This is a genomic window from Duffyella sp. Ts4, from assembly GCF_051851875.1.
Taxonomy (GTDB): Bacteria; Pseudomonadota; Gammaproteobacteria; order Enterobacterales; family Enterobacteriaceae; genus Duffyella; species Duffyella gerundensis.
Genome location: NZ_JBLYPN010000019.1, coordinates 22,470 through 47,282, shown reverse-complemented (window position 1 = coordinate 47,282; position 24,813 = coordinate 22,470). Strand labels below are relative to the sequence as shown.

At 58.4% G+C, this 24,813-nt stretch carries 23 protein-coding genes; 10 read left to right on the top strand and 13 right to left on the bottom strand.

Annotation, left to right across the window (positions count from 1 at the left end; genetic code table 11):
- The first annotated feature begins 3 nt into the window (after positions 1–3).
- Positions 4–1,326, top strand: a complete 1,323-nt coding sequence (locus ACJY2L_RS18565) for a c-type cytochrome (protein ID WP_439214036.1) — start codon at positions 4–6, stop codon at positions 1,324–1,326.
- A gap of 36 nt (positions 1,327–1,362) precedes the next feature.
- Here ACJY2L_RS18565 and ACJY2L_RS18560 read toward each other — a convergent pair whose 3' ends face one another.
- A complete protein-coding gene (locus ACJY2L_RS18560; RefSeq protein WP_067434124.1) occupies positions 1,363–1,683 on the bottom strand; it encodes a cupin domain-containing protein in 321 nt (106 codons plus the stop codon).
- Positions 1,684–1,811: 128 nt separating this feature from the next.
- Here ACJY2L_RS18560 and ACJY2L_RS18555 point away from each other — a divergent pair, with 128 nt between their 5' ends.
- Entirely contained in the window at positions 1,812–2,453 is a 642-nt protein-coding gene (locus tag ACJY2L_RS18555) for an RpiB/LacA/LacB family sugar-phosphate isomerase (RefSeq protein WP_067434122.1), read from the top strand.
- 2 nt (positions 2,454–2,455) lie between these two features.
- Here ACJY2L_RS18555 and ACJY2L_RS18550 read toward each other — a convergent pair whose 3' ends face one another.
- On the bottom strand, positions 2,456–2,668 hold the full coding sequence (locus tag ACJY2L_RS18550) for a hypothetical protein (RefSeq protein WP_439214037.1): 213 nt from the start codon (positions 2,666–2,668) through the stop codon (positions 2,456–2,458).
- 55 nt (positions 2,669–2,723) lie between these two features.
- Between ACJY2L_RS18550 and yjdN the strand changes: the two genes are divergently transcribed.
- Positions 2,724–3,161, top strand: coding sequence for a VOC family metalloprotein YjdN (yjdN, locus tag ACJY2L_RS18545; RefSeq protein ID WP_439214038.1), 438 nt, complete (start codon positions 2,724–2,726; stop codon positions 3,159–3,161).
- Positions 3,162–3,229: 68 nt separating this feature from the next.
- Here yjdN and ACJY2L_RS18540 read toward each other — a convergent pair whose 3' ends face one another.
- The 3 genes from ACJY2L_RS18540 to ACJY2L_RS18530 all read right to left on the bottom strand — a co-directional run bounded on the left by ACJY2L_RS18540 (position 3,230) and on the right by ACJY2L_RS18530 (position 7,662).
- Positions 3,230–4,096, bottom strand: a complete 867-nt coding sequence (locus ACJY2L_RS18540; protein WP_439214039.1) for a nucleoside-specific channel-forming protein Tsx — start codon at positions 4,094–4,096, stop codon at positions 3,230–3,232.
- Positions 4,097–4,415: 319 nt separating this feature from the next.
- Positions 4,416–6,797 carry a glucose/quinate/shikimate family membrane-bound PQQ-dependent dehydrogenase gene (locus ACJY2L_RS18535; RefSeq protein ID WP_067434117.1) on the bottom strand — a complete coding sequence of 794 codons (2,382 nt, stop codon included), beginning with the start codon at positions 6,795–6,797 and terminating at the stop codon, positions 4,416–4,418.
- Positions 6,798–7,083: 286 nt separating this feature from the next.
- Complete coding sequence (locus ACJY2L_RS18530; protein ID WP_439214040.1) at positions 7,084–7,662, bottom strand: hypothetical protein; 579 nt, start codon at positions 7,660–7,662, stop codon at positions 7,084–7,086.
- 351 nt (positions 7,663–8,013) lie between these two features.
- On the opposite strand from ACJY2L_RS18530, the gene ACJY2L_RS18525 reads away from it, so the two are divergent.
- Positions 8,014–9,246, top strand: a complete 1,233-nt coding sequence (locus ACJY2L_RS18525; protein WP_439214041.1) for an MFS transporter — start codon at positions 8,014–8,016, stop codon at positions 9,244–9,246.
- Positions 9,247–9,258: 12 nt separating this feature from the next.
- Here ACJY2L_RS18525 and ACJY2L_RS18520 read toward each other — a convergent pair whose 3' ends face one another.
- The 8 genes from ACJY2L_RS18520 to ACJY2L_RS18485 are packed head-to-tail and all read right to left on the bottom strand — an operon-like array spanning position 9,259 to position 18,442.
- Complete coding sequence (locus ACJY2L_RS18520) at positions 9,259–10,098, bottom strand: VOC family protein (protein ID WP_439214042.1); 840 nt, start codon at positions 10,096–10,098, stop codon at positions 9,259–9,261.
- A 14-nt stretch (positions 10,099–10,112) separates the two neighbouring features.
- Positions 10,113–11,273: an amidohydrolase gene (locus tag ACJY2L_RS18515; RefSeq protein ID WP_439214043.1), complete on the bottom strand. Its 1,161-nt coding sequence runs from the start codon at positions 11,271–11,273 to the stop codon at positions 10,113–10,115.
- Positions 11,270–12,364, bottom strand: coding sequence for an alkylhydroperoxidase domain protein (locus ACJY2L_RS18510; RefSeq protein ID WP_439214044.1), 1,095 nt, complete (start codon positions 12,362–12,364; stop codon positions 11,270–11,272). Before ACJY2L_RS18510 ends, ACJY2L_RS18515 begins: the two co-directional genes overlap by 4 nt.
- The gene (locus tag ACJY2L_RS18505) at positions 12,361–13,392 is read right to left on the bottom strand and encodes a putative FMN-dependent luciferase-like monooxygenase (protein ID WP_439214045.1); all 1,032 of its coding nucleotides are present in this window, start codon (positions 13,390–13,392) and stop codon (positions 12,361–12,363) included. Before ACJY2L_RS18505 ends, ACJY2L_RS18510 begins: the two co-directional genes overlap by 4 nt.
- Positions 13,389–15,002, bottom strand: a complete 1,614-nt coding sequence (locus ACJY2L_RS18500; RefSeq protein ID WP_439214046.1) for a dipeptide ABC transporter ATP-binding protein — start codon at positions 15,000–15,002, stop codon at positions 13,389–13,391. The genes ACJY2L_RS18505 and ACJY2L_RS18500 overlap by 4 nt, the downstream gene beginning before the upstream one ends.
- On the bottom strand, positions 14,999–15,850 hold the full coding sequence (locus ACJY2L_RS18495) for an ABC transporter permease (protein ID WP_439214047.1): 852 nt from the start codon (positions 15,848–15,850) through the stop codon (positions 14,999–15,001). Before ACJY2L_RS18495 ends, ACJY2L_RS18500 begins: the two co-directional genes overlap by 4 nt.
- On the bottom strand, positions 15,847–16,791 hold the full coding sequence (locus ACJY2L_RS18490; RefSeq protein WP_439214117.1) for an ABC transporter permease: 945 nt from the start codon (positions 16,789–16,791) through the stop codon (positions 15,847–15,849). The genes ACJY2L_RS18495 and ACJY2L_RS18490 overlap by 4 nt, the downstream gene beginning before the upstream one ends.
- Before the next feature lie 16 nt (positions 16,792–16,807).
- The gene (locus ACJY2L_RS18485) at positions 16,808–18,442 is read right to left on the bottom strand and encodes a TIGR04028 family ABC transporter substrate-binding protein (protein WP_439214048.1); all 1,635 of its coding nucleotides are present in this window, start codon (positions 18,440–18,442) and stop codon (positions 16,808–16,810) included.
- A 645-nt stretch (positions 18,443–19,087) separates the two neighbouring features.
- Here ACJY2L_RS18485 and ACJY2L_RS18480 point away from each other — a divergent pair.
- From ACJY2L_RS18480 to ACJY2L_RS18455, 6 genes are all read left to right on the top strand, one after another.
- The gene (locus ACJY2L_RS18480) at positions 19,088–20,656 is read left to right on the top strand and encodes an ABC transporter substrate-binding protein (protein ID WP_067434087.1); all 1,569 of its coding nucleotides are present in this window, start codon (positions 19,088–19,090) and stop codon (positions 20,654–20,656) included.
- Entirely contained in the window at positions 20,656–21,708 is a 1,053-nt protein-coding gene (locus tag ACJY2L_RS18475) for an ABC transporter permease (RefSeq protein ID WP_187486485.1), read from the top strand. The genes ACJY2L_RS18480 and ACJY2L_RS18475 overlap by 1 nt, the downstream gene beginning before the upstream one ends.
- A complete protein-coding gene (locus ACJY2L_RS18470) occupies positions 21,705–22,568 on the top strand; it encodes an ABC transporter permease (RefSeq protein ID WP_067434081.1) in 864 nt (287 codons plus the stop codon). Before ACJY2L_RS18475 ends, ACJY2L_RS18470 begins: the two co-directional genes overlap by 4 nt.
- A complete protein-coding gene (locus ACJY2L_RS18465; protein ID WP_067434078.1) occupies positions 22,558–23,406 on the top strand; it encodes an ABC transporter ATP-binding protein in 849 nt (282 codons plus the stop codon). The genes ACJY2L_RS18470 and ACJY2L_RS18465 overlap by 11 nt, the downstream gene beginning before the upstream one ends.
- Positions 23,399–24,064 carry an ABC transporter ATP-binding protein gene (locus ACJY2L_RS18460; RefSeq protein ID WP_439214118.1) on the top strand — a complete coding sequence of 222 codons (666 nt, stop codon included), beginning with the start codon at positions 23,399–23,401 and terminating at the stop codon, positions 24,062–24,064. The genes ACJY2L_RS18465 and ACJY2L_RS18460 overlap by 8 nt, the downstream gene beginning before the upstream one ends.
- Positions 24,065–24,143: 79 nt before the next feature.
- The gene (locus ACJY2L_RS18455; RefSeq protein ID WP_439214050.1) at positions 24,144–24,740 is read left to right on the top strand and encodes a DUF1349 domain-containing protein; all 597 of its coding nucleotides are present in this window, start codon (positions 24,144–24,146) and stop codon (positions 24,738–24,740) included.
- Positions 24,741–24,813 lie beyond the last annotated feature (73 nt).

Sequence of the window (24,813 nt, the reverse complement as noted above, 5' to 3'; positions counted from 1 at the left end):
GTGATGAAAAAAAGCGTAATGGCTCTGCTGCTGAGCACCGTTGCCTTCACGGCGCTGGCCGAAGACAACAGCGGTGCCGAGCAGATTAAACGCGGTGAATACCTGGCGCGCGCCGGGGATTGCATCGCCTGTCATACCACCACCGGCGGCAAGCCGTTTGCCGGTGGTCTGTCGATGGACACGCCAATCGGCACCATTTACACCACCAACATCACGCCGGATAAGAAAACCGGCATTGGTGATTACAGCTATGACGACTTCCAGCAGGCGGTGCGGCATGGCGTGGCGAAAAATGGCGATACGCTCTATCCGGCGATGCCTTATCCGTCGTATGCCGTGGTCAACGATGAGGACATGAAGGCGCTGTACGCCTATTTCATGCACGGCGTGCAGCCGGTGGAGCAGGACAATCGCAAAAATGCTATTCCCTGGCCGCTCTCAATGCGCTGGCCGCTGGCGGTCTGGCGCGGCATCTTTGCACCGGACGTGAAGGCGTTCCAGCCTGCTGCGCAGCAGGATGCAGTGGTGGCTCGCGGCCAGTATCTGGTGGAAGGATTGGGGCACTGTGGCGCGTGTCATACGCCACGCAGTATCACCATGCAGGAAAAAGCGCTGAACAATGGCGAAGGCACCGACTTCCTGGCGGGCAGTAACGCACCGATTGATGGCTGGACCGCCACCAGTTTGCGCGGCGACAACCGTGATGGCCTTGGACGCTGGAGCGAAAGCGATCTGGCGCAGTTCCTGCGCTATGGCCGCAACGATCACACTGCGGTGTTTGGCGGCATGACCAACGTGGTTGAGCACAGCCTGCAATACCTGACCGATGAAGATATCACGGCGATTGCCCGTTATCTGAAGACGCTGGGCGCGAAAGATCCGAACCAGGTGGCCTTCAGCAAGGATGACACCGTGGCACGGGCGTTGTGGAACGGTGACGACAGCAAACCGGGCGCGTCGGTGTATATCGACAACTGTAACGCCTGTCACCGCTCAGACGGCATCGGCTATAAGCGCGTATTCCCGGCCCTGCAGGGCAATTCGGTGGTACTGGCGGATGATGCAACCTCGCTGATCCACATCGTGCTGACCGGTTCCACGCTGCCAGGCTTGCAAGGTGCGCCTTCAGATATCGTGATGCCCGGCTTTGGCTGGCGCCTGAACGATCAGCAGGTGGCGGATGTGGTGAACTTCATTCGTACCAGCTGGGGCAATACGGCGAAAACCAGCGTGACGGCGAAGGATGTTGCCAAAGTGCGCAAGCTCGAGTACGTGAAAGAGAACCAGGGGAACAGGAACCTGGAGAAGCTGCCGCAGCTGCATTAATAAATCAACCGGCGCAGGACGCGCCGGTTTTTTTGCTCAGAGAAAATCTTCCCGTTGCGGGGTAAACGTATCCAGCAGCGTGCCCGCCTCAAGACAGACACAGCCATGCACCACGTCGGGACGCTTATACAGCGTATCGCCCGCGCTGACCTCTTTGGTCTCACCATCAATCGTAAAGGCAAAGCGACCGGATAACACATAGGTAAGCTGCTCATGCGGATGATGATGCAGCGGACCCACCGCACCCTGTTCAAAGCTGACTTCCACCGCCATCATGGTGCCGCCGTGCGCCAGAATGCGTCGGGTCACGCCGTTGCCCAGATCGTCTGTTTGCGTCGTTTCTCTATAGATGAACATCGCTACCTCGCCTGTTATCCGATGAATTTGTGAAGGCATTCACATCTTTTAGTGCCTGGAAACCATGCACAATACAACTTTTTCGTTAAAATGAAACAACGTTTCAATTAAAAAGTGACAGGTGTGATATGAAAATTGCCTTAATGATGGAAAACAGCCAGGCCGCTAAAAATGCAGTGGTGCTGAAAGAGTTGCAGGGCGTTGCGGATCAGCAGGGTCACGCGGTGTTTAACGTCGGCATGAGCGACGAACAGGATCACCACCTTACCTACATTCACCTTGGCATCATCGCCAGCCTGCTGCTGAACAGCAAGGCGGTGGATTTCATTGTCGCGGGCTGCGGCACCGGGCAGGGCGCGCTGATGTCGTTGAACATCCATCCGGGCGTCAACTGCGGCTACTGTATCGATCCCGCCGACGCCTATCTGTTTGCGCAGATCAACAACGGCAATGCGCTGGCGCTGCCGTTTGCCAAAGGCTTTGGCTGGGGTGCGGAGCTGAACCTGCGCTTTATCTTTGAAAAAGCCTTTACCGGTGAAAAAGGCCAGGGCTATCCGCCGGAGCGTAAAGAGCCGCAGGTGCGCAACGCCGGGCTGCTCAATCAGGTGAAAGCCGCGGTGATCAAAGATAACTATCTTGATACGCTGCGCGCCATCGATCCTGAGCTGGTGAAAACCGCGGTCAGCGGTCAGCGGTTTCAGCAGTGCTTCTTTGAACAGTGTCAGGATAAAAACATCGAAGCCTTTGTGCGTGAGGTGCTGGCGGCCTGATGCTAACCGATGCGGGCGGTGCGCTGCCGCTCGCGCTTTTCCACATTCTGTTCCCCTGTTCTCAGCCTTGCCCATTCTCCTTCATTGCCCGTTTCTCTGCTGGCGATCTGACGCGTAATGCCATTCACATCTTGTTGCGAAGTGGGCTGAAAAATAAGCAATAGTGCGGCTTTTTGCGCTGTTTTGCCCGTCTGAAAGCAGCGGTTTCGGTTCATGGTCTACACTCTGTGCGAGACAAACAATTAACACAACCCACGTACGGAGGTGGCGATGAAAGTCAGTCCTTATCTGTTTTTATATGGTCGTTGTGAAGAGGCGATCGAATTTTATCTGCAGGCGACCGGCGGTGAGCAGCTGGAAAAAGTGACCTTTGGCGAGATGCCGGATCAGGACGAGCAGATTGGTGATAACGATGCGACGCCGCAGCCACCAGAAAAGATCATGCATGCTCGTCTGCGCATTGGCGAAGGCGAAATTATGCTGAGCGATGGCAACACCGATAAAGGCCCGGCTTCGTCACATGCTGGCTACGCAGTGAGCCTGGCGACACAAGATGAAGCGCAGGGTAAAGCCTGGTTTGAGAAACTGTCGGCCGGTGGTGAAGTGACCACGACCTGGCAGAAAACCTTCTGGGCCGAAGGTGGCTTTGCCATGTTTATCGATAAGTTCGGTATTCCATGGCGCATTAACGTACTGAAACCAGAGTAAGACGTGGTTTTCCTCACCCGCTTCCGCACTGGAAAGGGTGAGGAGTCTGAATCATCAACGCCGCTTTATCAGAAGTTGTATCCCACCACCAGGTAGTAACCCCAGCCGGTTGATTTCACTTCACGATTGTTGGCAAAGGCCAGTTCGCTGCCGTCTGCCCACTGTCCGCCATTGTGGAAATAACGTGCCACCGCCGAATAGTGCCAGTGATCGTATGCCAGCGAGAGAATGTGGCTGGAAGCGATAGAGTTGCTGGTGCGCGTCGAGTTGCCGTTGTCGTTGAGGTCAGAACCCCAGTCGAAGTTGGTAAAGCCAACGTAGCCAAGATTGCCGCCCCAGAGTTGGGTAATCGGCACAAAGTATTTCACCTTGAAGCGATAGCCATCCCAGCTGTTCTCGTTTGGCGCACCGTAGTTTTCCCACTGGTATTTGGCGTAGACGTTCAGGGAGAGGCCAATGTCGCTGTGGGTGTCGATATCGGTGCCGAGGCCCATAAACCAGGTGTTCTGGCGGTTATCGCTGTTGCGACCCATATCGTAAATATAGTTGTTGGCAAAGTACCACTCTTTGAACGGACCAAAGGCCAGGTTGGTGCCGGTCAGCTTGTCGATCGAGAAGCGCGGCTCAATCTCCATAAACATCGGCGAGCCGTGGTCAAATACGCCGTTGGCGTTGCTGTTGCCCGCGCCAAAGAAGTTGGTCAGATCGAGATAGCCGTAAAAATCGAACCAGTCTTTGTGAGCGAAGGCTTCATATTCCAGATAAACGTCGTTATTAAACTGCGGTCCAAAACGCGTGTGATAGCTGCCCACCACGTTGGCGCTCTGATGCCACCAGTCGGAAACATACTGCGGGTCAGAAGGCCCGGCAGCCAGAGAAACGCCGCTGTATGACATGCTCAACAGCGCGCCTGCAATCATCAGTTTATTTTTCATGAAAGTGACCACTTGCTATCGCTCTCGCTTATGGGTGCGGGAGTCAGTTTTAAAAGAAATCCCAGGGAGTTGGGAGGAGGCTGCTGCCATTTCCGCTGGCCGCGAGGGGGAGTTACGCCAGCGCTGACGTAGGGTGCCCCTATCCAGACGATAGAAAATAGATTTTGATCACGATTGTCAAAGTTTGTTTCATGATGATTTCGTTCAAATGTGACTCAACTCACAAAACTAACGCAAACGTTTCCCTTTTTGCATCCAAAGCCAAATTGCAGGCGAAAAAAAAGGGGCGAATCATCGCCCCTTATTACCGTTGGAAAGGTTACTTATTGTCTGGCAGTGCGTAGGCGATAATGTGGTCGCCCATGGTGGTACCAAACGAACCGTGACCGCCAGCAGAGATAACAACGTACTGCTTGCCATCCACTTCATAGGTCATCGGCGTTGCCTGGCCGCCTGCTGGCAGACGTCCCTGCCACAGCAGTTCACCGGTGTTGGTGCTGAATGCGCGCAGGTAATTATCGGCGGTAGCCGCGATAAAGAAGACGTTACCGGCGGTAGTTACCGGGCCACCCAGCATTGGCATGCCGAGTTTAAACGGCATCGGCACAGGTGCGCTGTCGCGAACGGTACCGATACGTTTTTTCCAGACAACCTGATTGGTTTTCAGGTCAACCGCAGAGACATAGCCCCAGGCAGGTTGCTTACACGGCAGGCCAAACGGCGACAGGAACGGGTTCAGTTCAACGCCAAACGGCACGCCGTACTGTGGCTGAATACCTGACTCGGTACCGGAACCGCCTTTACTGCCTTCTGGTGGCTCAATCGGATTGCCCGGACCACGTGGAATCAGCTTGGAGACGAACGGCAGCGCCATTGGGTTAGCAATTGCGATCTGACGATCGGTATCTACGGCAATACCGCCCCATTCAAACATGCCGAGGTTGCCAGGGAAGACCAGCGTACCCTGCTCAGATGGCGGGGTGAACGGACCTTCATAGCGCAGACGGTGGAAGATCACGCGGCAGACCAGCTGGTCAAACATCGTGGCGCCCCACATATCTTTGCCGCTCAGGTTCTGCTTCGGACGGTAGGTCAGCTCAGAGTAAGGCTGGGTTGGAGAAAGGCGATCGCCTTTAGCCGGACCCTGCGGTACTGGCGTTTCCGGCGCCGGTACAACCAGCTTGCCATCACGACGGTCGAGCACAAAAATGTTACCGGTTTTCGCCGGGGCGTAAACCACCGGTACGGTGTTGCCATTTTTGTCGGTGATGTCAGCCAGCGTGGGCTGTGAAGGCAGGTCCATATCCCACAGATCGTGGTGAACGGTTTGATAAGACCATACCAGCTTACCGGTTGACGCATTCAGCGCCAGCAGGCTGTTAGCATAACGCTCCTGCTCTGGCGTACGGTTGCCACCCCAGATATCGGGTGTAGACACGCCCATAGGCAGATAAACGATATCCAGCTTCGCATCATAGACAGCCGGTGCCCATGAGTTTGGCGAGTTGAAGGTGTAGTGCTCGCCTTCGCCTGGGATCTTGTTCGGCTCTTTCGCGCCGGGATCAAATGCCCACAGCAGTTCACCGGTGTTCACATCAAAACCACGGATAACGCCTGACGGCTCGCGAGTTGAATAGTTATCGGTAACCGCACCCGCAATCACAATCACTTTATCGGTGATGATTGGCGGCGAGGTTGGCTCATAGGCGCCAGGGGTCTGGTCTGGCTGTTTGTGCTGCAGATCCAGTTCGCCGTTGTTAGCGAAGTCCGGGCAGCGCTCGCCGGTAGCGGCATCCAGAGAATAGAGACGACCATCGTTCACCGGCAGAATAATGCGGCGAGCACACAGTGCTGGCTGCGTACCTGCTGGCGTAGCGGCCGCTGCTGGGGTTTCATGATACGAAACGCCGCGGCAGGTGATGTGCTGGAAAGTCGGGTTCTGCTTCAGCTGTGGATCGAATTTCCACTTCTGCTTACCGGTTTTCGCATCCAGAGCAAACAGAATCTGGTGAGCGGTACACAGATAAAGCGTGTCGTTGACTTTGATCGGCGTCACTTCGTTGGTGATTTCACCCGGATCGTTAGGTGTCTTCAGATCGCCGGTCTGGAAGCTCCACGCCTGCTGCAAATCCTTGACGTTTTTCTCGTTGATCTGCGTCAGTGGGGAATAGCGGGTGCCTTCCTGCGTGCGGCCATAGGCTGGCCAGTCACCGGCAGGGACGGTGCCCTGAGCGGGCGCCTGCGCAGCGGATGGCAGCGTACCGTTGATTTCCTGTGGATCGTTAAACACCGCATAGGCCAGCACGCCAGCGCTGATCACCAGGCTGACAACCATCGCCATCACCGGCGTTTTGCTGGTGGCGATAAAGCCACGGTAAACAAAAGGCAGAATCAGCCAGATGCCAAAGATCACGATAACGTCAGAACGCGGTGCCAGTGCCCAGAAGTCGAAACCAACTTCCCAGACGGCCCATGCCATGGTGCCAAGCAGGAACAGCGCATAAAGCAGCAGCGCGTTGCTGTTACGCCGCCAGATCAGTCCCGCTACGATCAGCATAATAATGCCGCTGATAATGTAGTACCAGGAGCCTCCGATGGCGGTGAGCCAGATTCCACCGATCAGCAAATACGCGCCGCACAGTGCCGCAAAGAGCACGGTAAGCACGCGAATAATGCCGAGTGATGAGGAGCTTTTCCCCATAATATTAACCTCGTTTGAGTTGCCATAATAACTTTGAAAACAACCGATTAGATTGTTTGCGATGTATAAAGTACGGGTGTTCTGTCAGGTGTTTATTTTTCTCTTCCGGTGAGAAAACATTCCAGTTAGGGTTATTTTATATTAAGACAATTTTTATGGTTTGTTTTTTTTAGCGAAAATGTCCGCTGTTAGTAATTAGCGCAACATTTTGTAGGGAGAACCAGCTGATATGGCGCTGTCTCAGGGGCTACAAGCCCAACGACAAAGCGTTTAAATCGGTGAGTGTTTAATTAAAAAGCGTATCGGCAACCTGTTGCTGCCAGCCGGTTAAATTCAGCGCAGCACAATCAACCTGATTTAACGGTAATTCCCGACTGCGAATAATAACCTCCGCTTGTTGATCGCGAAAGTGTTCCAGTAAATAAGGAAAGCTGAACTTACGATAATTATCCGCAAAGAACGCGTGGTTAATTACCACGCCGGTAAAAGGAAAGGCTTTTATCTGATCCCAGTCCGTTTCCCGTTCGGCAAAATCATAGAGCCAAAACGAGTGCGCCTGCACCAGCTGCTGAAGCTGCTGGGGTTGATGGTGAAGGTGTTGATAATTAACGGCGAAATTAACCCGTAACGAGGCGGCAGCCATTTCGCTGGCAATGGCACTTATCCAGTGAAGATGCTGAAGATTGACCGGCAGAATAATTATGCCCGCCGGGGAAACCGCATCATGCGGCTGCGTCATAATATCCCGTGCCACATTAACGGCATCGTCAATGGCCTGACAACGCTGCAACCACCCGGGAAAGCACAGGCTGGCCCTGTCGCTGCCGAAAGAGGTAACGACTTCGGTAATCAAAGAGGATGGCAAAATGGCACTCATCTAAAGTTATGAAAAAAGCGGAAAAATAAGGAAGTCAGGGTAGCGGCGGTATATGACGTTATGGCACGACCACGCATTTCTGGAGGAAATATAGAACAGTTTGCGCAACAAGATCACCCTTTTTTCTGACCGCTAAACATAATAATGGTTACCGGTATCACGCGTGAGTTTTTTTAGGGCCAGTCGAAACTAATGATTAATTTAATTTCACTTAAAACAATAACAACGCTTATCATTTTAGCCGTTATGCCAGCGACAATGTGCAGCACAATAAAAAGAAACGCTGCGCGCTGAGCACAACGCGCGGGCAACCACTTTGATGAGATGACGGGATACACTATGGCCTTACCTTCCACGTCGGGCGAGGAATCGCTACTACGCCACCGGGCGTTTGTGGCTTTCTGGCTGGCGCGCACCTGCTCTTCGTTTGCTTTTCAGATGCTCTCCGTGGCGGTGAGCTGGCAAATCTATGCCATCACTAACAGCGCGATGGCGCTGGGTTTGATTGGTTTAATGCAGTTTATGCCGTCGGTGATCCTGGCGCTACCGGCCGGTCACCTGGCCGATCAGCGCGATCGCCGTCGTATCGTGCTGGCGGCACAGCTGGTTGAGCTGACGGCAACGGCGGCGCTGGTGGCGGTGTCATTGCTGCACCATGCTGACCAGATCACGCTGCTGGCGCTGGTGTTTCTGTTTTCGGTAGCGAAAGCGCTGGAAGGGCCGTCGATGACCTCAATGCTGCCGTCGCTGGTGCCGCCCGCGATCCTTGCGCGCGCTACCGCCGCCAGCGCGCTCTCCACGCAAACGGCGGTGATTGCCGGACCGACGCTGGGCGGCCTGCTCTACGTCGCCGGGCCGCATGTGGTGTACAGCGTGGCGGCGCTGTTTTATCTCATCTCGATGGCAATGGTAAAAATCCTGCGTTATGAGCGGCCGCAGCAGCCTCGTTTACCGATGAATGTCACCACGCTGTTTGCTGGGGTGCGCTTTATCCGTGAGCGCCGTGATGTGCTGGGCGTCATCTCTCTTGATCTATTTGCGGTACTGCTCGGTGGTGCCACCGCGCTATTGCCTATTTTTGCTAAAGACATTTTGCACACCGGTCCATGGGGATTGGGCATGCTGCGCGGTGCGCCTTCGGTGGGCGCGCTGCTGGTGGGTTTCTGGCTCAGCCGTAATAAGCTCGATCGCCATGTGGGGATGATCATGTTTGGCTCGGTGGCGGGATTTGGCATCGCCACGCTGCTGTTTGCCTTGTCGACTCAGCTCTGGCTATCACTGCTGGCGCTGTTCGCGCTGGGCGGCTTTGATATGATCAGCATGGTGATTCGCGGTTCGCTGGTGCAGCTTGATACGCCGGACGACATGCGCGGTCGGGTCAACGCGGTTAACTCTATCTTTATTAATACGTCCAATCAGCTGGGCGAGTTCGAATCAGGCATGCTGGCGGCATGGATCGGGGCGGCACCCGCCGCGGCGATCGGCGGTATCGGCACGCTGGTAGTGGTTGGCGTCTGGATGGTGTTGTTCCCGCACCTGCGGCGGCGGCAGAAGCTGGAAAGCGCCGAATAACGGCGCACGGCGCTACTGATGAAAAAACAGCGTCGTCTCCAGCCCGGCCAGCGGTCCTACCTCAATCTCGCCATCGCGTTCGCGAAAGGCGATGTCGTTGTGCTTCAGCTGGGTGCGCACCGCCTCCCGCGAGTGGGTTTTTAGCCCGAGCGCGGTCATGCGCGGTGAGCCATCATAATGCGCTGGCAGCGCCACGCCGTCACGCTGCGCCTGGTTCGGCGTAATGAACTGAATCTCCGCCACGCCAGCCTGCAAACGCAGGCCGCCAGGTATTGGTTGCAGCCGCTGCGCAGAGAACAGTTGGCCGTACACCGTCGCCGCAGCATCAGGGCGATCGGCAACAATGACAAAGCGATCGATATCGGTAACGCCGTTGGCGTGCTGCTGCCAGGCGGGTTGCCATACCGCCTCTGCCGTCAGGTGCTGACAGAAAAAGCTGCGGCCGCCCGGCACCCGATCGGCGCGCAGCCGCGTGGTGCGGAAACGCGCTTCCTGTTGGCGACCATCCGGCAGCGTCACCGGACGAAAAAAGGCGGCAGGCGGATCGCCAGCCAGATCGGCCTGTTGTAAATGCTGCCAGACAGCGTCGGCATCGTTGGTTTTCCAGACCAGGCCGCTTAGCCCGCGCGGTGACTGCCACAGATCCTGGCGCAGCGTGCCGCGATCATTTTCCCAGCCGAGCAGCTCAAGATAATTTTGATTGAAAACGGCCAGATGATTGCTGCTGCCAAGCGAGTGATGGCCGCGCTCGCTGAGTTGGAAACCAAGGCGGCGAAACAGCGCACTGGCCTCATCAAGTTGCTCGGCAACGTTAATCACCACGTGATCAAGTACCGGTATCAGTTCTGACATGGGCAACTCCTCAATCATTCGGCATTGGCCAGCGCAGCGGCTGGCTCAACAATGGCCGCCAGCGCATCGCCCGCCAGGCGATCAAAATAGCGGGCCGCCGGGGCAAGCAATGCCTCACTGGGATCGAAGCCCGGATGGTGCAAGCCATACTCGCTGGCGCTGCCAATGCTAACAAAGGCGCCGGGGATGACCCGCAGATAGTCAGCAAAATCTTCACCGCCCATCTGTAGCGTGGCGTCTTCAACCTGATAGCCGCTGTGGCGCGCGACCTGCTGGCAGAACGTCGCCCAGTGCGGCGTGTTGATCAGCGCCGGTGGACCCGCCTGCCATTCCAGCACCGCCTGCGCACCGGACGCCGCGCTGATACCTTCGATCAACTGACGGATCCGCTGGGGAATGGTCTCGCGCAGCGCGCTGTTGTGGGTGCGCACGGTGCCTTCCAGTTCTACGGTGCCGGGCAGGACGTTCCAGGTGTTGCCACCGCTGATGCGCGTCACGCTGACCACCAGCGATTCCAGCGAGCTGACCTGACGGCTGGGCAGGGTTTGTAACGCCCCGACGATCTGGCTGGCAATCACGATAGCGTCAACGCCTTCCTGCGGCCGCGCGGCGTGCGCACCTTTGCCAGTCACCCGAATCACAAAGCGATCGACATTGGCATAAAAAGCGCCGCCGCGTGTTTTCAGCGTGCCGAGCGGGTAGTCAGGCGCGTTGTGCATGCCGAAAATAGCCTGCACGCCGTCCAGCGCCCCGGCATCGATCAGCTGCTGCGCACCGGTAAAAATCTCCTCGGCGGGCTGGAAAAGTATGCGCACCCGGCCTGGCAGGCTGTGCTCGCGCGCCTTGAGCAGCTGGGCCGCACCCAGCATGACTGACGTGTGCAGATCGTGGCCGCAGGCGTGCATTACGCCCGGCTGTTGCGAGGCAAAAGGCTGGCCGGTGGTTTCTTCAATCGGCAGGGCGTCAATATCGGCGCGCAGCGCGATCAGCGGCTCACCGGCACCGATTTCAGCTACCACGCCGGTTTTCAGGCCGTAATCAAGACGTTTAATGCCTGCTGCATCCAGCCAGCGCTGAATGCGTGCCGTGGTGGCAAACTCCTGATCGGACAGCTCCGGGTGCTGATGCAGTTCGCGCCGCCAGTGAATGAGTTGATTCTCCAGCGTAAGGCTCATAACAGATTCTCCTGCGTAAAGGGTTCACCGAGGGTCAACATCAGCCGATTTGCCCAGGCAAAAAAAGCGGTGGCCTGCACCAAATCAAGCAGCGCCAGCGTATCCAGACCCTGTTCGCGCAGCGCGTTAATCTGGGTGACATTCGCCACGGCTGGGGTTGCCGACAGCGCGGCGGCGAAAGCGATCTCCGCCTGCCAGCGTGGAGATTGTGCCTGCTCGAGGGGCTGACCGGGCGATACGGCCAGCAGCCGCTCCACCGCATCAGGCTGTTTTGCCAGCTGGCTGGCCTTGCGGGCATGCACGGATGCGCAATAAATACAGCCGTTAACCTTGCTGGCGACCGTGGCCGCCAGTTCGCGTTCAGCGCGCGGCAGGCCGCCCGGCGTATAAAAAATACCTTTATCGGTTAGCGTGCGCTGCTCCAGTACCGGCAGGTTACGACCCAGCAGACGAAAGTAATCCGAATCGGTGTGACCGAATCGCGCCAGTATTGCCTGCTGATCGGCGCTGAAGTCCGCCAGCGGTTTCGGGGCGATCCAGGGTTCCCAGCCCAGCGACGCCTGGGTAAAAACTACCGGCGCGGGTTTACCGCTGTGGGTATGCGGCTGCGTATGCCAGTGGCCCGCCACCGCCGGTGTTTGCTGTTCGGGCTGTGCCTGCGCCTGAATCAGGCGATACCCGCTAAGCAGGCGGCTCTGACAGGCGATAAACGCCACCAGCTGCGCCAGCGTGACGATCTCATCGTCGCGCCAGCCAGCCTGTTGTAGCGCAATGAGATGCTGCGGCGTGGCGCTTACCGGACGAAAGGTCAGGCGTTCCGCAAAGTCAGTGGCGTCCGCCAGGCGCGGATCGTCGCCCGCGTGGCGGGCATAATGCTTTGCCAGCTCCGGCTGTTGATGCCACTCGGCAACCTGTCTGGCGACGGCAAAGCGCAGGGCCCGCGGCAAAAGAGTTGCATCATTGCCGAACAGCGCCAGATAGCTGCCCTGAGTATGTTCGGTAGCGGCGTGGCGCTGTTGGCGAGCCTGCGCCAGCGCAGAGTCGGGGGCAATCTCTGCCAGCGTAGCTAACAGATCGTGGTTGTCGGTCATGCATATTCTCCTGTCAGCAGGCCGGATGCCGCGGGCGACCAGCCAAGGGCGGGCGCCACGTCAGTAGCCAGACGTGTAATAGAGTGCAAAATTTCCGCGTGCGGCGGATCGATAGAATGCACCTGAAACGAGATATCGGTGGCGCGTCTCAGTACGCTGTCGCGTTGCAGCGAGGCGATGACATCCTCTGGTGCGCCGAGATGCACATCGAACGCGGCGATCCAGGCATCCAGATTGTCGCCGGGCAGCCGGTGTCCCAGCGCCTGATGCTGTTGCGCCTGCTGTCGCAGTCCCGGCAGTGCGCGCTGACGCGCCTGCTCCCGACTGTCGGTCACAAAGGCGGTACGTGAAGCCAGAATGCGCGGTTCGATGCCGGCCGGCAGCGCCGCAAGATAGGCGTCAACGATCGGATTTTGTAGCGCATCCAGCGGCAGATCGGGCTGACTGGCAGGCCGCGGCTGCGTACGTGACAGCATTAAGCCATGGCCTGCCGCGCCAGCCCGTGCGGCGCCTTCCGCCGAAAAGGTGGCAATCCACAGGCGTGATGCCAGCTGGGGTGCTGGCGGGTAAAGCCGGTTGTCGGCATGGGCGAGGGTATCGCCGCGAAACGCCGACAACATCGTCTCAAGGTGGCGGGCAAAGACAGCGCCGCGCTGCTCGCTGGTCAGAGAGAAAGGCAAAAAGGAGGTGGGTGTGCCGCCCGATCCCAGTCCCAGTTCCAGCCTGCCATTCGCGAGCAAATCGAGCACGGCGGCATCCTCAGCCACCCGTAACGGATGTTCCAGCGGCAGGGTAATGATCGCAGTGCCGAGCCGAATGCGGCTGGTTTGCGCCGCAACCGAGGCCAGAAACAGCAGCGGCGCAGGCAGACCGCCTTCATGTTCGTGAAAATGGTGCTGCGCGATCCAGGCGGTGTCGAAGCCAGCGCGCTCCGCCTGCTGTATCTGTTCGATGGCCAGCTGATAGCGCCGCTGTGGCGAAGCCTTATCAAGCAGGCGAGTAAAAAAACCTAAACGTGGCGGGTTCATGCCGGAATCTCCCCGGGTTGCGTGATGGCAGGAATGGCGGCAAGCAGCGCGCGGGTATAGTCGTTCTGCGGAGCGGAAAACAGACGGGCAACGTCGCCGCTCTCCACCACTTCGCCTGCGCGTAATACCGTGGCGCTGTGTGCGATGCGCCGCACGGTCGCAAGATCGTGCGTGATAAACAGATAGGTCAAACCGAGCTGCTGTTGAAGCTCCAGCAGCAGCCGCAGGATTTGCGCCTGCACCGTGGCATCCAGCGCCGATGTCGCTTCATCGAGCACCAGAATGGCGGGCTGCAACACCAGCGCGCGAGCGATGGCCACCCGCTGCCGTTGTCCACCCGACAGCTCGCGCGGCTTGCGACGGAGCAGGGCCAGCGGCAGGGCGACGCGAGCGGCTACCGCTTCAACCCGTTCACGGCGTAGCGCGGCGGAGAGCGGGGCAAAGTTCAGCAACGGCTCTTCGATAATGTTGTAGAGGGTTTGTGAAGGATCCAGCGAAGCAAACGGGTTTTGGTAAACCAGCTGGATCCTTTGCCGCAACTGACGCCGGGCCTCGCCACTTAGCGCGGTGAGTTCAGCATCGTCAAGCCGCACAGAGCCGCTATCCGCCTGTTCAAATCCGAGCAGAATGCGTGCCAGCGTGGTTTTGCCGGAGCCGGATTCACCCACCAGCGCATGCGTGGTGCCGCGCGCGACCTGAAAGCTCACCTGGTTCAGCGCCTGTAGCCCGGATGCGCGGCTGTTGCCCAGCGCAAACCGCTTGCTGATGGCCTCAACCACGATAGCGGGCGGCGCACCGACGGCGGGCAGCGGCTGTGCAGCCAGCACGTTAACGTCGTTGAACAGCTGGCGCGTATAGTCGCTCTGCGGAGCGTGCACGATCTGCTGCGCCGTTCCCTGCTCCTGAATCTCACCGTGACGAAACACAATAATGCGATCGGCACGTTCGGCGGCAAGCGCCAGATCGTGGGTGACAAACAGCACGGCGGTGGTGAATTCATGACGCAGCGTATCGATCAGATCGAGAATCCGGCGCTGCACGGTGACATCCAGCGCGCTGGTTGGCTCATCAGCAACGATCAGCGCCGGTTGTAGCGCGATAGCGATGGCGATCAGCACGCGCTGCTTCATGCCGCCGGAGAGCTGGTGCGGATACTGCCGCATCCGCTCAGCGGGATGGCTGAGACCGACCCGTTCCAGCAGGGCGAGAACCTGTGCGTCGCGCGCCTTGCGGCTGAGCCGCTGATGCAGGCTGATTATTTCACCTACCTGATCGCCAATGGTTTTGATCGGATTGAGCGAGCTACCGGGATCCTGCGGAATCAGACTGATCTGCGCGCCGCGTAGCCGGTCAAGACGGCTTTGCGACCACTGACTGATATCCTCGCCGTTAAAGCGCAGCACGCCGGCATCCCGCACGCCATTTTCTGCCAGCAGGCCGATAATCGCCTGCGCGGTGGTGGTTTTGCCGGAGCCCGATTCGCCGACCAGCGCCACCATTTCACCCGGATGAATGTCAAAAGAGACATTGTGTACCACGCGCTGCAACCCATGGTCGCCACGGTAACTCAGCGAAAGCTGTTCAACCGCCAGTGCGGGCTGTGAGTTCATCGGCGACCTCCGGTCATCTGTTTGCTGATGCGATTGGTGGCGAGCACCACGGCCACCACCACCAGGCCAGGAAAGGTGGTGAGCCACCAGGCGGTGGAGATATAGTTGCGGCCTTCTGCAATCAGCAGCCCCCATTCCGGCGTGGGCGGCGGCGTGCCGTAACCGAGGAAACTCAGGGTGGAGAGGGCGAGGATCGCCTGGCCAAACTGCAGGGCGGAAAAGGCGATCACCGGCGAGAGCGAGTTGGGCAGGATATGCCGCCAGAGTACGGTCAAAAAGGTGCCGCCGCTGCCGTAAGCGGCTTCAACATAGTCGCTGTGGCGCACGCGAACCACTTCGGCGCGCGCCAGCCGCGCGAAGCTGGCGATGGAGGTGATACCGACCGCTACGGCGGCGTTAACCGTGCCAAAACCGAGCAGGATAATGACGCTTAGCGACAGCAGCAGGCCGGGAATTGCCAGTAATACATCCATCAGCCGCAGGATCGCACTCTCCGTTTTACCGCCGATGGCACCGGCCAGTACGCCGATCGTGCTGCCCGCCAGCAGGCCCACCGTGACCGCCATCAGCGCGCCCGACAAGGTATGCGACGCGCCATAAACCAGGCGGGCAAACAGATCGCGGCCGAGCTGGTCGGTGCCGAGCCAGTGCTCAGCCTGCGGTGCCAGCCGCTGCGCACCGGCAATGCCTTCGGTGGCGCTGTAGTCGGTAAACAGACCCGGCGCGATAGCGGCCAGCAGCGCACTCAACAGCACCAGCCAGGCGATAACGACGCCAGGCGGCCAGGCGCGCAGGCGCGGCCAGACGGTGGCGGTTTTTGCAAATGCAGAAGAGTCGACAAGGCTCATGATGCGGCTCCGGCGTAAAGATGCAGACGGGGATCGATCAGTGGCGTCAGGATATCCACTAACAGATTAATGGCGACGAAGCCGACCGCAGAAATCATCACTACCGCCTGTAGCACGCCGACGTCCTGATTATTGACCGCCTGCTGAATCAGCTGGCCAAGGCCGCTGAGGCCAAAAACCGTTTCGGTAATCAGCGCCCCGGCAATCAGTTCGCCGAGCAGCAGACCGGCGATGGTGAGCGTCGGTAAAATGGCGTTCAGCGTGACGTGGTGCCACAGCACATAACGCTGGCTGGCGCCTTTGGCGCGGGCAACGCTGACAAAAGGCTGGGTTTTTACCTCATCGAGACTGCGCAGCAGGATCTGCGTCAGCGGTGCGGATATCGGCACCGCCAGCGTGACGATCGGCAGGATCAGGCCCTGCCATTCACCGGGATTGATCACCGGGATCCAGCGCAGCTGAAACGAGAAGATCTGAATCAGCGCAATACCCAGCCAGAAGGTCGGCAGTGAGATAAACAGCGCCGGCACCGAGTGCAGACTATTTTTCAGCCAGCGAAAAGCGGTGAGGTTGGCGCTAAAGGCCACTGCGGCGGCAATCAGCGTGGCCAGCAGAAAGCCAGGCACGGCGAGGCGCAGCGTGGCGGGGAAGTTGCTGGCTATCAGCTCGCTAACCGGCACGCCCGCCTGCACCGAATAGCCGACGTCGCCGTGCAGCATCGCCGTCAGCGCGTGCAGATATTGCTGCCAGATCGGATTGCTGGCGCCGTAGGCGTCGCGCATCTCTTCAATCTGCGCCGGGCTAAGGCCAAGATCGGGATTCTGAAACTTAATCAGGATGGCGTCGCCGGGCAGCACCTGCAGCAGAATAAAAGAGAGGGTAAACGCCGCCCACAGCACCAGCAATGCCTGTCCGGCTCGTTGTATCAGATAACGCGTCATCACCGTTTCTCCTGCCTTAACGTTTTTCCAGCCAGGCGCCGTAGAAGCTTGGACGGCCCACCGCTTCAAAGCGCACGCCTTTCAGCCAGGGCGCACCGGCAAAAACCTGGGGCTCTTCAAACACCGGAATCACATAGGCGTTATCCAGCAGGTAACGCTGTGCCTCACCGGCCAGCTGCAAGCGCTTAGCCGGATCGATTTCCGTAGAGATGTTCACCAGCAACGCATTGAGCTTGTCATCACGAAACTGCTGCACCTTGCTGCTCGAACCGCCTTTTTGCAGCAGCGCATCACGATTCAGGGGATAGAACATACTTTTGATCACGTCAGGATCGGCCCGGCCCACTTCCGACACGGTAAGCGGCGTTTTCAGCGGATCCAGATTGTCGAGCGTCTTGCTGCCCGCATCGCCCGCTTTCACCGTGAGTTGCACGCCAACCTGTTTCCACTGCTGCGCAATCAGCTGCAGCACCTCTTTGTTCTGCGGTTGCGGCAGGGATTCGTAGATGGTCAGCGCCAGCTTTTTGCCCGCTTTTTCCCGAATACCGTCGCTGCCCGGCCTCCAGCCCGCCTCATCCAGCAGCGTTTTTGCCCGCGCCGGGTCATAGTTCAGGCTGGCGGAGAGATCGACATAACCCGCTGCCGATTTGGCGATCACCGAAGTGGCAACCGGGTAGTTTTCTGAGAAAAGGGTATCGACGATTTGTCTGGCATCGGTGGCGTGCAGCAACGCCTGGCGGACCTTTAACTCCGCCACCAGCGGGTTGTCCGGGCGAAAGCTCAGGCTGTCATTCACGCCGCGGGTGGGCGCTGCGTAGATCGGAAATTTTTGCTCGCTGGCCTGCTTCTCATCATAAGCCTGCACCTGACGAATAAAATCTGCCTGGCCTGCCAGCAGCGCGCCGATGCGCACGCTGTCTTCCGGCGTGACAATAATCTTGATGCCATCAAGGTTCGCTGGTCCCTGCTGCGTGAGGTTTTTCGGGCCCCATTGATAGCCTTTGCGCGCCACCAGATCGACTTCGCGGCCCAGCTTTTCATCGCTGACCACAAAAGGACCGGAGCCGATGATATGCCGCGCATCGCCCAGCTGATCAAAGTTGCGCGCCAGCGTGCTCAGCGATACCAGGCCTGACCCAATGGTGGCGGTGCCCTGCAGGAAACCGGGAGATGATTTTTTGAAGTAGAACTTCACCGTTTGCGCGTCGATCACTTCGCTGTGATCGTAATTATTGATCACTTCGGAAATTGGCAACCGACGCGCCTTATCACCGAGGCCATAAACATCGAAGTTTTTAGCCACCGCGTTAGCGTCCAGCGGCGTGCCGTCAGAAAAAGTGATGCCGGGCCGGATGTGGAAGGTGTACTCGGTTTTATCGGCGTTGCTGCTCCAGCTATCGGCAATCCAGGGTTCTACCTGCAGCGTTTCCGGGTTTTGCCAGGTGAGCTTATCGGTAATCTGGTTGAGCAGGCCGCCATTCGGATAGAAGCCGCCCGCCGGGGGATAGAGCGTGGTGTGCGCCTGCTGTTCCAGATAAATCAGCGTGCCGCCTTTCACCGCCGTCTCAGCAGCGGCCTGACCCGCAACAATAAAGGATAAGCCTGAGGCCAGAGCCAGGCTGGACAGGGTAAAAAGACGTCTCTGCGGCATGATCACGATTCACTCTTTCAGATGATGTTGTGTGACGAACATCATCAAATGCGGGGCGCATTTTTTTAAACAAGGAATAGTGCTAACCAATCCCTGAAATGTGCTTTGGCAGAGAGACGAGGCGGCATTCACACTACCGCAGTAATGACATGATGCCAGGCGGACGGCGGCGCGGCGGCAAGGGTAAAAGCATTACCCACAGCGCGGAACGAGACGGCAATATTAATGGTCATTGAGGCCAGCGGATGCTTTTCAGAATAAGGCGACTTCAATAAGCAAAAGCCATCTATGGGCGGGTGTATCGCTGAATAGTGGCATTCGCTGGCCTCTATTTTCCGGTGGTCCAACCCGCAATGGGTGATGAACACGCCAGTAGCCCAGCGCACCGATAGCGACATTGCGACCAGCGATATACAGAATAATCTGGTGCCGCGCTGTTTTTTTCATCAACCGCTCAGCGGGTTAACAATGATAAACCGCCGCGCAGTACCATTAAGAAATGGCGTGAAACGGTTCAGTCCGCCTTAACATTTATAACCTTTTCTGCGGCCTTATAATCTTCAGGAATAACCATAGCCAATAATCAACTATTGTTAGAAGTGTAGTTCACATACACTCGCCAAAATTGTTCTGTAAGGAAACGTCATGAAACTTTTCGCTCCGACCGTGCTGGCGTTAGCGCTTGGCACTGCTTTTGCTGCTCAGGCAGCTACACCGGCCGATACGCTGGTGATTGCCCAGTCTATCGATGACTCCAGCAGCTTTGATCCGGCGGAAGGCTTCGAACTGACCGCCGTTCAGGCGTTCACCAACCTCTATCAACGGCTGGTTCAGCCCGATCCGGCAAACCCCACCGATCTTAAGCCGACGCTGGCCAGCAGCTGGGAAGCGGGCAGCGATAACCGCAGCCTGACCGTAACGCTGCGCGACGGAGCAAAATTTGCCTCCGGCAATCCGCTGCGTGCCGAAGATGTGATTTTCTCGCTGTCACGCGTAGTGAAGCTAAACCTGGATCCTTCATTTATTTTGACGCAGCTCGGCTGGAGCAAAGAGAACGTTGACAGTCATCTGAAGAAAATTGATGACCAGCATGTGCAGATCAGCTGGGATGCCAACGTCAGCCCAACGTATGTGTTGAGCCTGCTGGCAGCGCCGGTCTCGTCGATTGTCGATGAGAAAACGGTGATGGCGAACGAGCAGAAAGGTGACTTGGGTAACAAATGGCTGGCCGCGCATTCAGCGGGTAGCGGTGCGTACCAGATCCGTCGCTTTGTGCCGCATGAAGTGGTGCTGCTCAGCGCCAACCCAACCTCACCGGGCGGCGCGCCGAAGCTGAAAAATGTGCTGATTAAAAACGTGCCGGAGCCAGCCGCGCGTCGTCTGCTGCTGGAGCAGGGCGATGCCGATATCGCACGTAACCTTGGTGCCGATCAGATGGCTGCGCTGAAGAGCAAAGCGGGCGTGAAAACCCTCGCCGTGCCGATGGCGTCTCTTTATTACATGCAGTTCAATATCGATGCCCAGCCCGCGCTGAAAAACCCGGCGCTGTGGGAAGCGTCGCGCTACCTGTTTGATTACAAAGGTATCGCTAACGATCTGCTGAAAGGTCAGTTCCAGGTGCACCAGTCTTTCCTGCCGGAAGGCTTCCTGGGCGCGCTGAACGACAATCCGTATCAGTACGATCCGGAAAAAGCGAAGGCGATCCTGAAGAAAGCGGGCCTGACCAACGTCAGCTTTAAGCTGGCAGTCAGCAACCAGCCGCCTTACCTCGATATCGCGCAGGCGTTGCAGGGCAGCTTTGCCCGCGGCGGCGTGAAGATCGAGCTGATTCCCGGCCTGAGCACCGAAGTGGCCACCAACGTGAAAGCGCACAAGTATGAAGCGACGCTTAACGCCTGGGGCGCGGACTATTTTGATCCGAACACCAACGCCGCGGCGTTCGCCTACAACCCGGAAGATGGCAGCAAAACGCTGGCCTGGCGCTCGAACTGGCACATTCCTGAGCTGAGCAAGCAGACGCTGGCGGCCACCGCCGAAAGCGATAAGGCGAAGCGCATTGAGCTGTATGAAAACATGCAGCGTGAAGTGCAGAAGCAGTCGCCGTATGTGATTGGCCTGCAGGCGCGCAACCTGATCGCCATGCGCGACAACCTCAAAGGCTACGTGCAGGGCATCAACCCGGATATGGTTTATTACAGCCAGGTTAGTAAGTAATGGCATCAACGTTAGCCGAAGCCGGGTTCGCCCGGCGTTTCTGGCGCAGCGGTGGCCGACTGCTCACCAGCGTTTTGTCGTTGCTGGTGACGCTGATCGGCCTGCTCGCCTTTACCTTCATGCTGTCGCATCTCTCGCCGGTCGATCCGGTGCTGCAGGTGGCGGGCGATCACGCCAGTGAATCGACCTATCAACAGGTGCGTCACGATTTAGGGCTGGATCAGCCGCTGCCGGTGCAGTTCTGGCGCTACCTTGAGCATCTTGCGCGTGGTGATCTTGGCATCTCGCATATCACCAATCAGCCGGTGCTCAGCGACCTGGCACGTACCTTTCCGGCCACCATTGAGCTAGCCAGCTGCGCGATGATCTTCGGCGCAGTATTTGGCATTACGCTGGCGCTGCTGGCGGCGTGGAAGCCGGGCAGCGTGCTGGATAATCTGGCGCGGCTGGTGTCGCTGCTGGGCTATTCGGTGCCGGTGTTCTGGCTTGGCCTGCTCGGACTGCTGCTGTTTTACGCGGTGCTGCACTGGTCAGCCGGACCGGGACGCCTGGACGACATCTGGATTTACACCATGGAGCCGAAAACCGGCTTTGTGCTGATCGACAGCTGGCTTTCCGGCGATCCGGAAATGTTCCGCAATGCGCTGGCGCATCTGTGGCTGCCGGTGGTGGTGTTGGGCATGCTGTCGATGGCGGGCATCACGCGTTTGCTGCGCGCTGCGCTGCTGGAAGAGAGCAACAAAGAGTATGTCACGCTGGCGCGGGCGAAAGGCGCGGGCCGGGTGCGTATTCTGTTGCTGCATATTTTTCCCAACGTGCTCGGTACGCTGATTACCGTGCTGGCGCTCTCCTACGCCACGCTGCTGGAAGGGTCGGTGCTGACCGAAACCGTGTTCGCCTGGCCGGGCGTGGGACGTTATCTGACCACCGCGCTGTTCTCTTCTGACGTTCCGGCTATCCTCGGCTCGACGCTGCTGATTGGCGGCTGCTTCGTGTTACTGAACACGCTGGCTGATGCGCTTACCTATTTAACCGATCCGAGAACCCGATGACGCAACATTTATCCGATGCTGAACCGGCAATGCCGGTTCGTCGCCGTCGCCGTCGGCGCAATGTCACGCTGATTATTGGCGTGACGCTGGTGGCGATTTTACTGCTTACCGCGCTGTTGGCACCGTTGCTGGCGCCTTATCAGCCCAACGCGCAGATGATGGCGTCGCGCCTGATGCCGCCAGATGCTGCGCACTGGTTTGGCACCGACGGCTTTGGTCGCGATCTGCTGTCGCGGGTGATTTACGGCACGCGGCCAACGCTGCTGCTGGTGTCGCTGATTCTGCTGCTGACCATTCCGGCCGGGCTGCTGATCGGCATCACTGCGGGTTACGTGGGTGGCTGGACCGAACGCGTGCTGATGCGCATTACCGATATCTTTCTTTCGCTGCCGAATCTGGTGATTGCGCTGGCGCTGGTGGCGATGCTCGGCCCTGGGCTGTTAAACGGCGCACTGGCGCTGGCATTAACCAGCTGGCCGCCGTTTGCCCGCCAGGCGCGCGCTGAAACGCTGGCGCTGCGTCGCAGCGATTATCTGGCCGCGGCCCGCATGCAGGGCATTACCGGCATCCGACTGATGTTCGGCCATATTTTGCCGCTTTGTATGCCGAGCGCAGTGGTGCGCGCGGCGTTAAGCCTCGGCGGGATTATTCTGTCGGCGGCGGGTCTCGGCTTTCTTGGCATGGGCGTTCAGCCGCCCACGGCGGAGTGGGGCGCAATGGTTGCCGAAGGCAGTAAAGTAATTTTTGATCAGTGGTGGGTCGCCGCCGCACCGGGTGGCGCGATTCTGTTTGCCAGCCTGGCGTTTAACCTCACCGGCGACGGCCTGCGTGATCGACTGGATACCCGTCATGGCAACTGAACATCAACCGCTGATCGTCGCGGATCGCCTGACGATTAACGACGGCGACACGCCGCTGGTGCACCCGCTGTCGTTTACGCTGGGTCGCGAGCGTGTGGCGCTGGTTGGCGAATCGGGATCGGGAAAATCCCTGACCGCCCGTACGCTGATGGGGTTGCTGGCGCCTTCGTTGCAGCTACAGGCGCGGACGCTGAACATCGCCGGTGAAAATGCGCTGAACCTCAGCGAAAAACGCTGGAGTCAGCTGCGCGGTAGCCAACTGGCGATGGTGATGCAGGATCCAAAATATGCCCTCAACCCAACGCGCACCATTGGCTGGCAGGTGGAAGAGCCATTGAAGCTGCATCAGCGTTTCAGCCGCGCCGAGCGCCGCGAAAAGGTGCTGGCGATGCTGGATGCCGTTGGCCTGCCGCAGCCTGCGCAGCTGATGACCCGTTATCCGCACCAGCTATCGGGCGGTATGGGTCAGCGCGTGATGCTGGCGATTGCGCTGGTGGCCGATCCGCAGTTCCTGATTGCCGATGAGCCGACTTCCGCGCTCGATCATGCCATGCGCGATCAGGTGCTGGCGCTGATTCGCCGTCTGGTAGAAGAGCGCAACATGGGCCTGCTGCTGATCAGTCACGATTTGCAGCAGGTGTCAGAACATTGTGAGCGGGTGATGGTGATGTACAAAGGACGAATCATCGATACGCTGCCGGCCGCTGAATTGCCGCGGGCGACGCATCCTTATACGCGCACGCTGTGGTCCTGTCGTCCGAGCAAAGCCACGCACGGGCAAACATTGCCGGTGCTGGATCGCGCCGCGCTGGAGGTGCTACCGCATGAGCATGATTAAGCTGCAGGACGTCAGCGTGTCGCATCGCCACGGCTATGAACTGCGCACCGTGGTGCACGATGTATCGCTGACTATCGAACCCGGCGAGTGCTTTGGCCTGGTCGGGCCGTCAGGCTGCGGCAAATCGTCGCTGCTGTGGGTGATGGCCGGACTGAATCCGCACTGGCAGGGCGACATGCAGCTGGCCGGTCACCAGGCGCAGCCGGGCAAAGATTTCACCGGCGATCTGCGTCGCGAAGTGCAGATGGTGTTTCAGGATCCCTATGCGTCGCTGCATCCGCGTCACCGCCTGCGCCGCACGCTGGCAGAACCGCTAAAGCTGCTGAAGCGCGATAACATCAACGAACGCATCGATCGCGGTTTCCAGCACGTCGGGCTGGACCCGGCGCTGGCCGATCGCTATCCGCATCAGCTTTCCGGCGGCCAGCGTCAGCGCGTGGCCATCGTGCGCGCGCTGCTGCTGGAGCCAAAAGTGCTGCTGCTGGATGAGCCTACCTCCGCGCTGGATATGTCGGTGCAGGCGGAAATTTTGAATCTGCTCAATGAACTGAAACAGCGCGATAAGCTGACGATGATTTTGGTGAGCCATGATCCAGATGTGATCGACCATATGTGCGATCGTGCAGCGCGCATGGCGGCTGGTCGAATTGTCAGCTAAGCCATGTGATTCTTCGCCCGCCGCGCATGTTTAGCGCGCGGGCGTGACGTTCATCCTGCACATCACAACAGGATCGCTCATGCAAACCATTAAGACCTTCACCGCCGGCGATCATCGCTGGATTAACCAACCGGCCGTGGTCGAGCAGCAGGCCGATCGGCTGGTGGTCACCACCGACGCCAACACCGATTTCTGGCTCAAAACCTATTATGGCTTTTCGCGGCACTCCGGCCACGCCTGCGGCTACGCGGTCAACGGCGATTTTACGTTGCAGGTGAAAATTCGCGCGGATTTCCGTCAGCTTTACGACCAGGCGGGCATTTTTATCCGTGATGATGAGCAGCACTGGGTCAAGGCGGGTATTGAGTTTAACGACGGCGCACCGGCGATCGGCTGCGTGGTGACCCGTGAGTTTTCCGACTGGTCCACCGGCATTTTTCCGGGCGATGCGCGGCAGTTCTGGATGCGGGTGACGCTGAAAGATGAGGCGCTGCGTATTCAATACTCCTGCGACGGCGTCAGCTGGCCGCTGCTGCGTCTGGCTCGCTGGCCAGGCAACGCGGCGCGTTTTGTCGGCGTAATGTGCTGCTCGCCGGAAAGGCAGGGGCTGGAGGTGGAATTCAGTGAATTGCAGCTCGGCGACCCGCTGCAAAAAGCGCTGCACAATCTCTCATAATTCCGCTTCGGGCCGCAGGCTTAGCCTGATTCTGGCATTCGATTGCTGAAAGACGCATTTCTGCGTTAGCCGC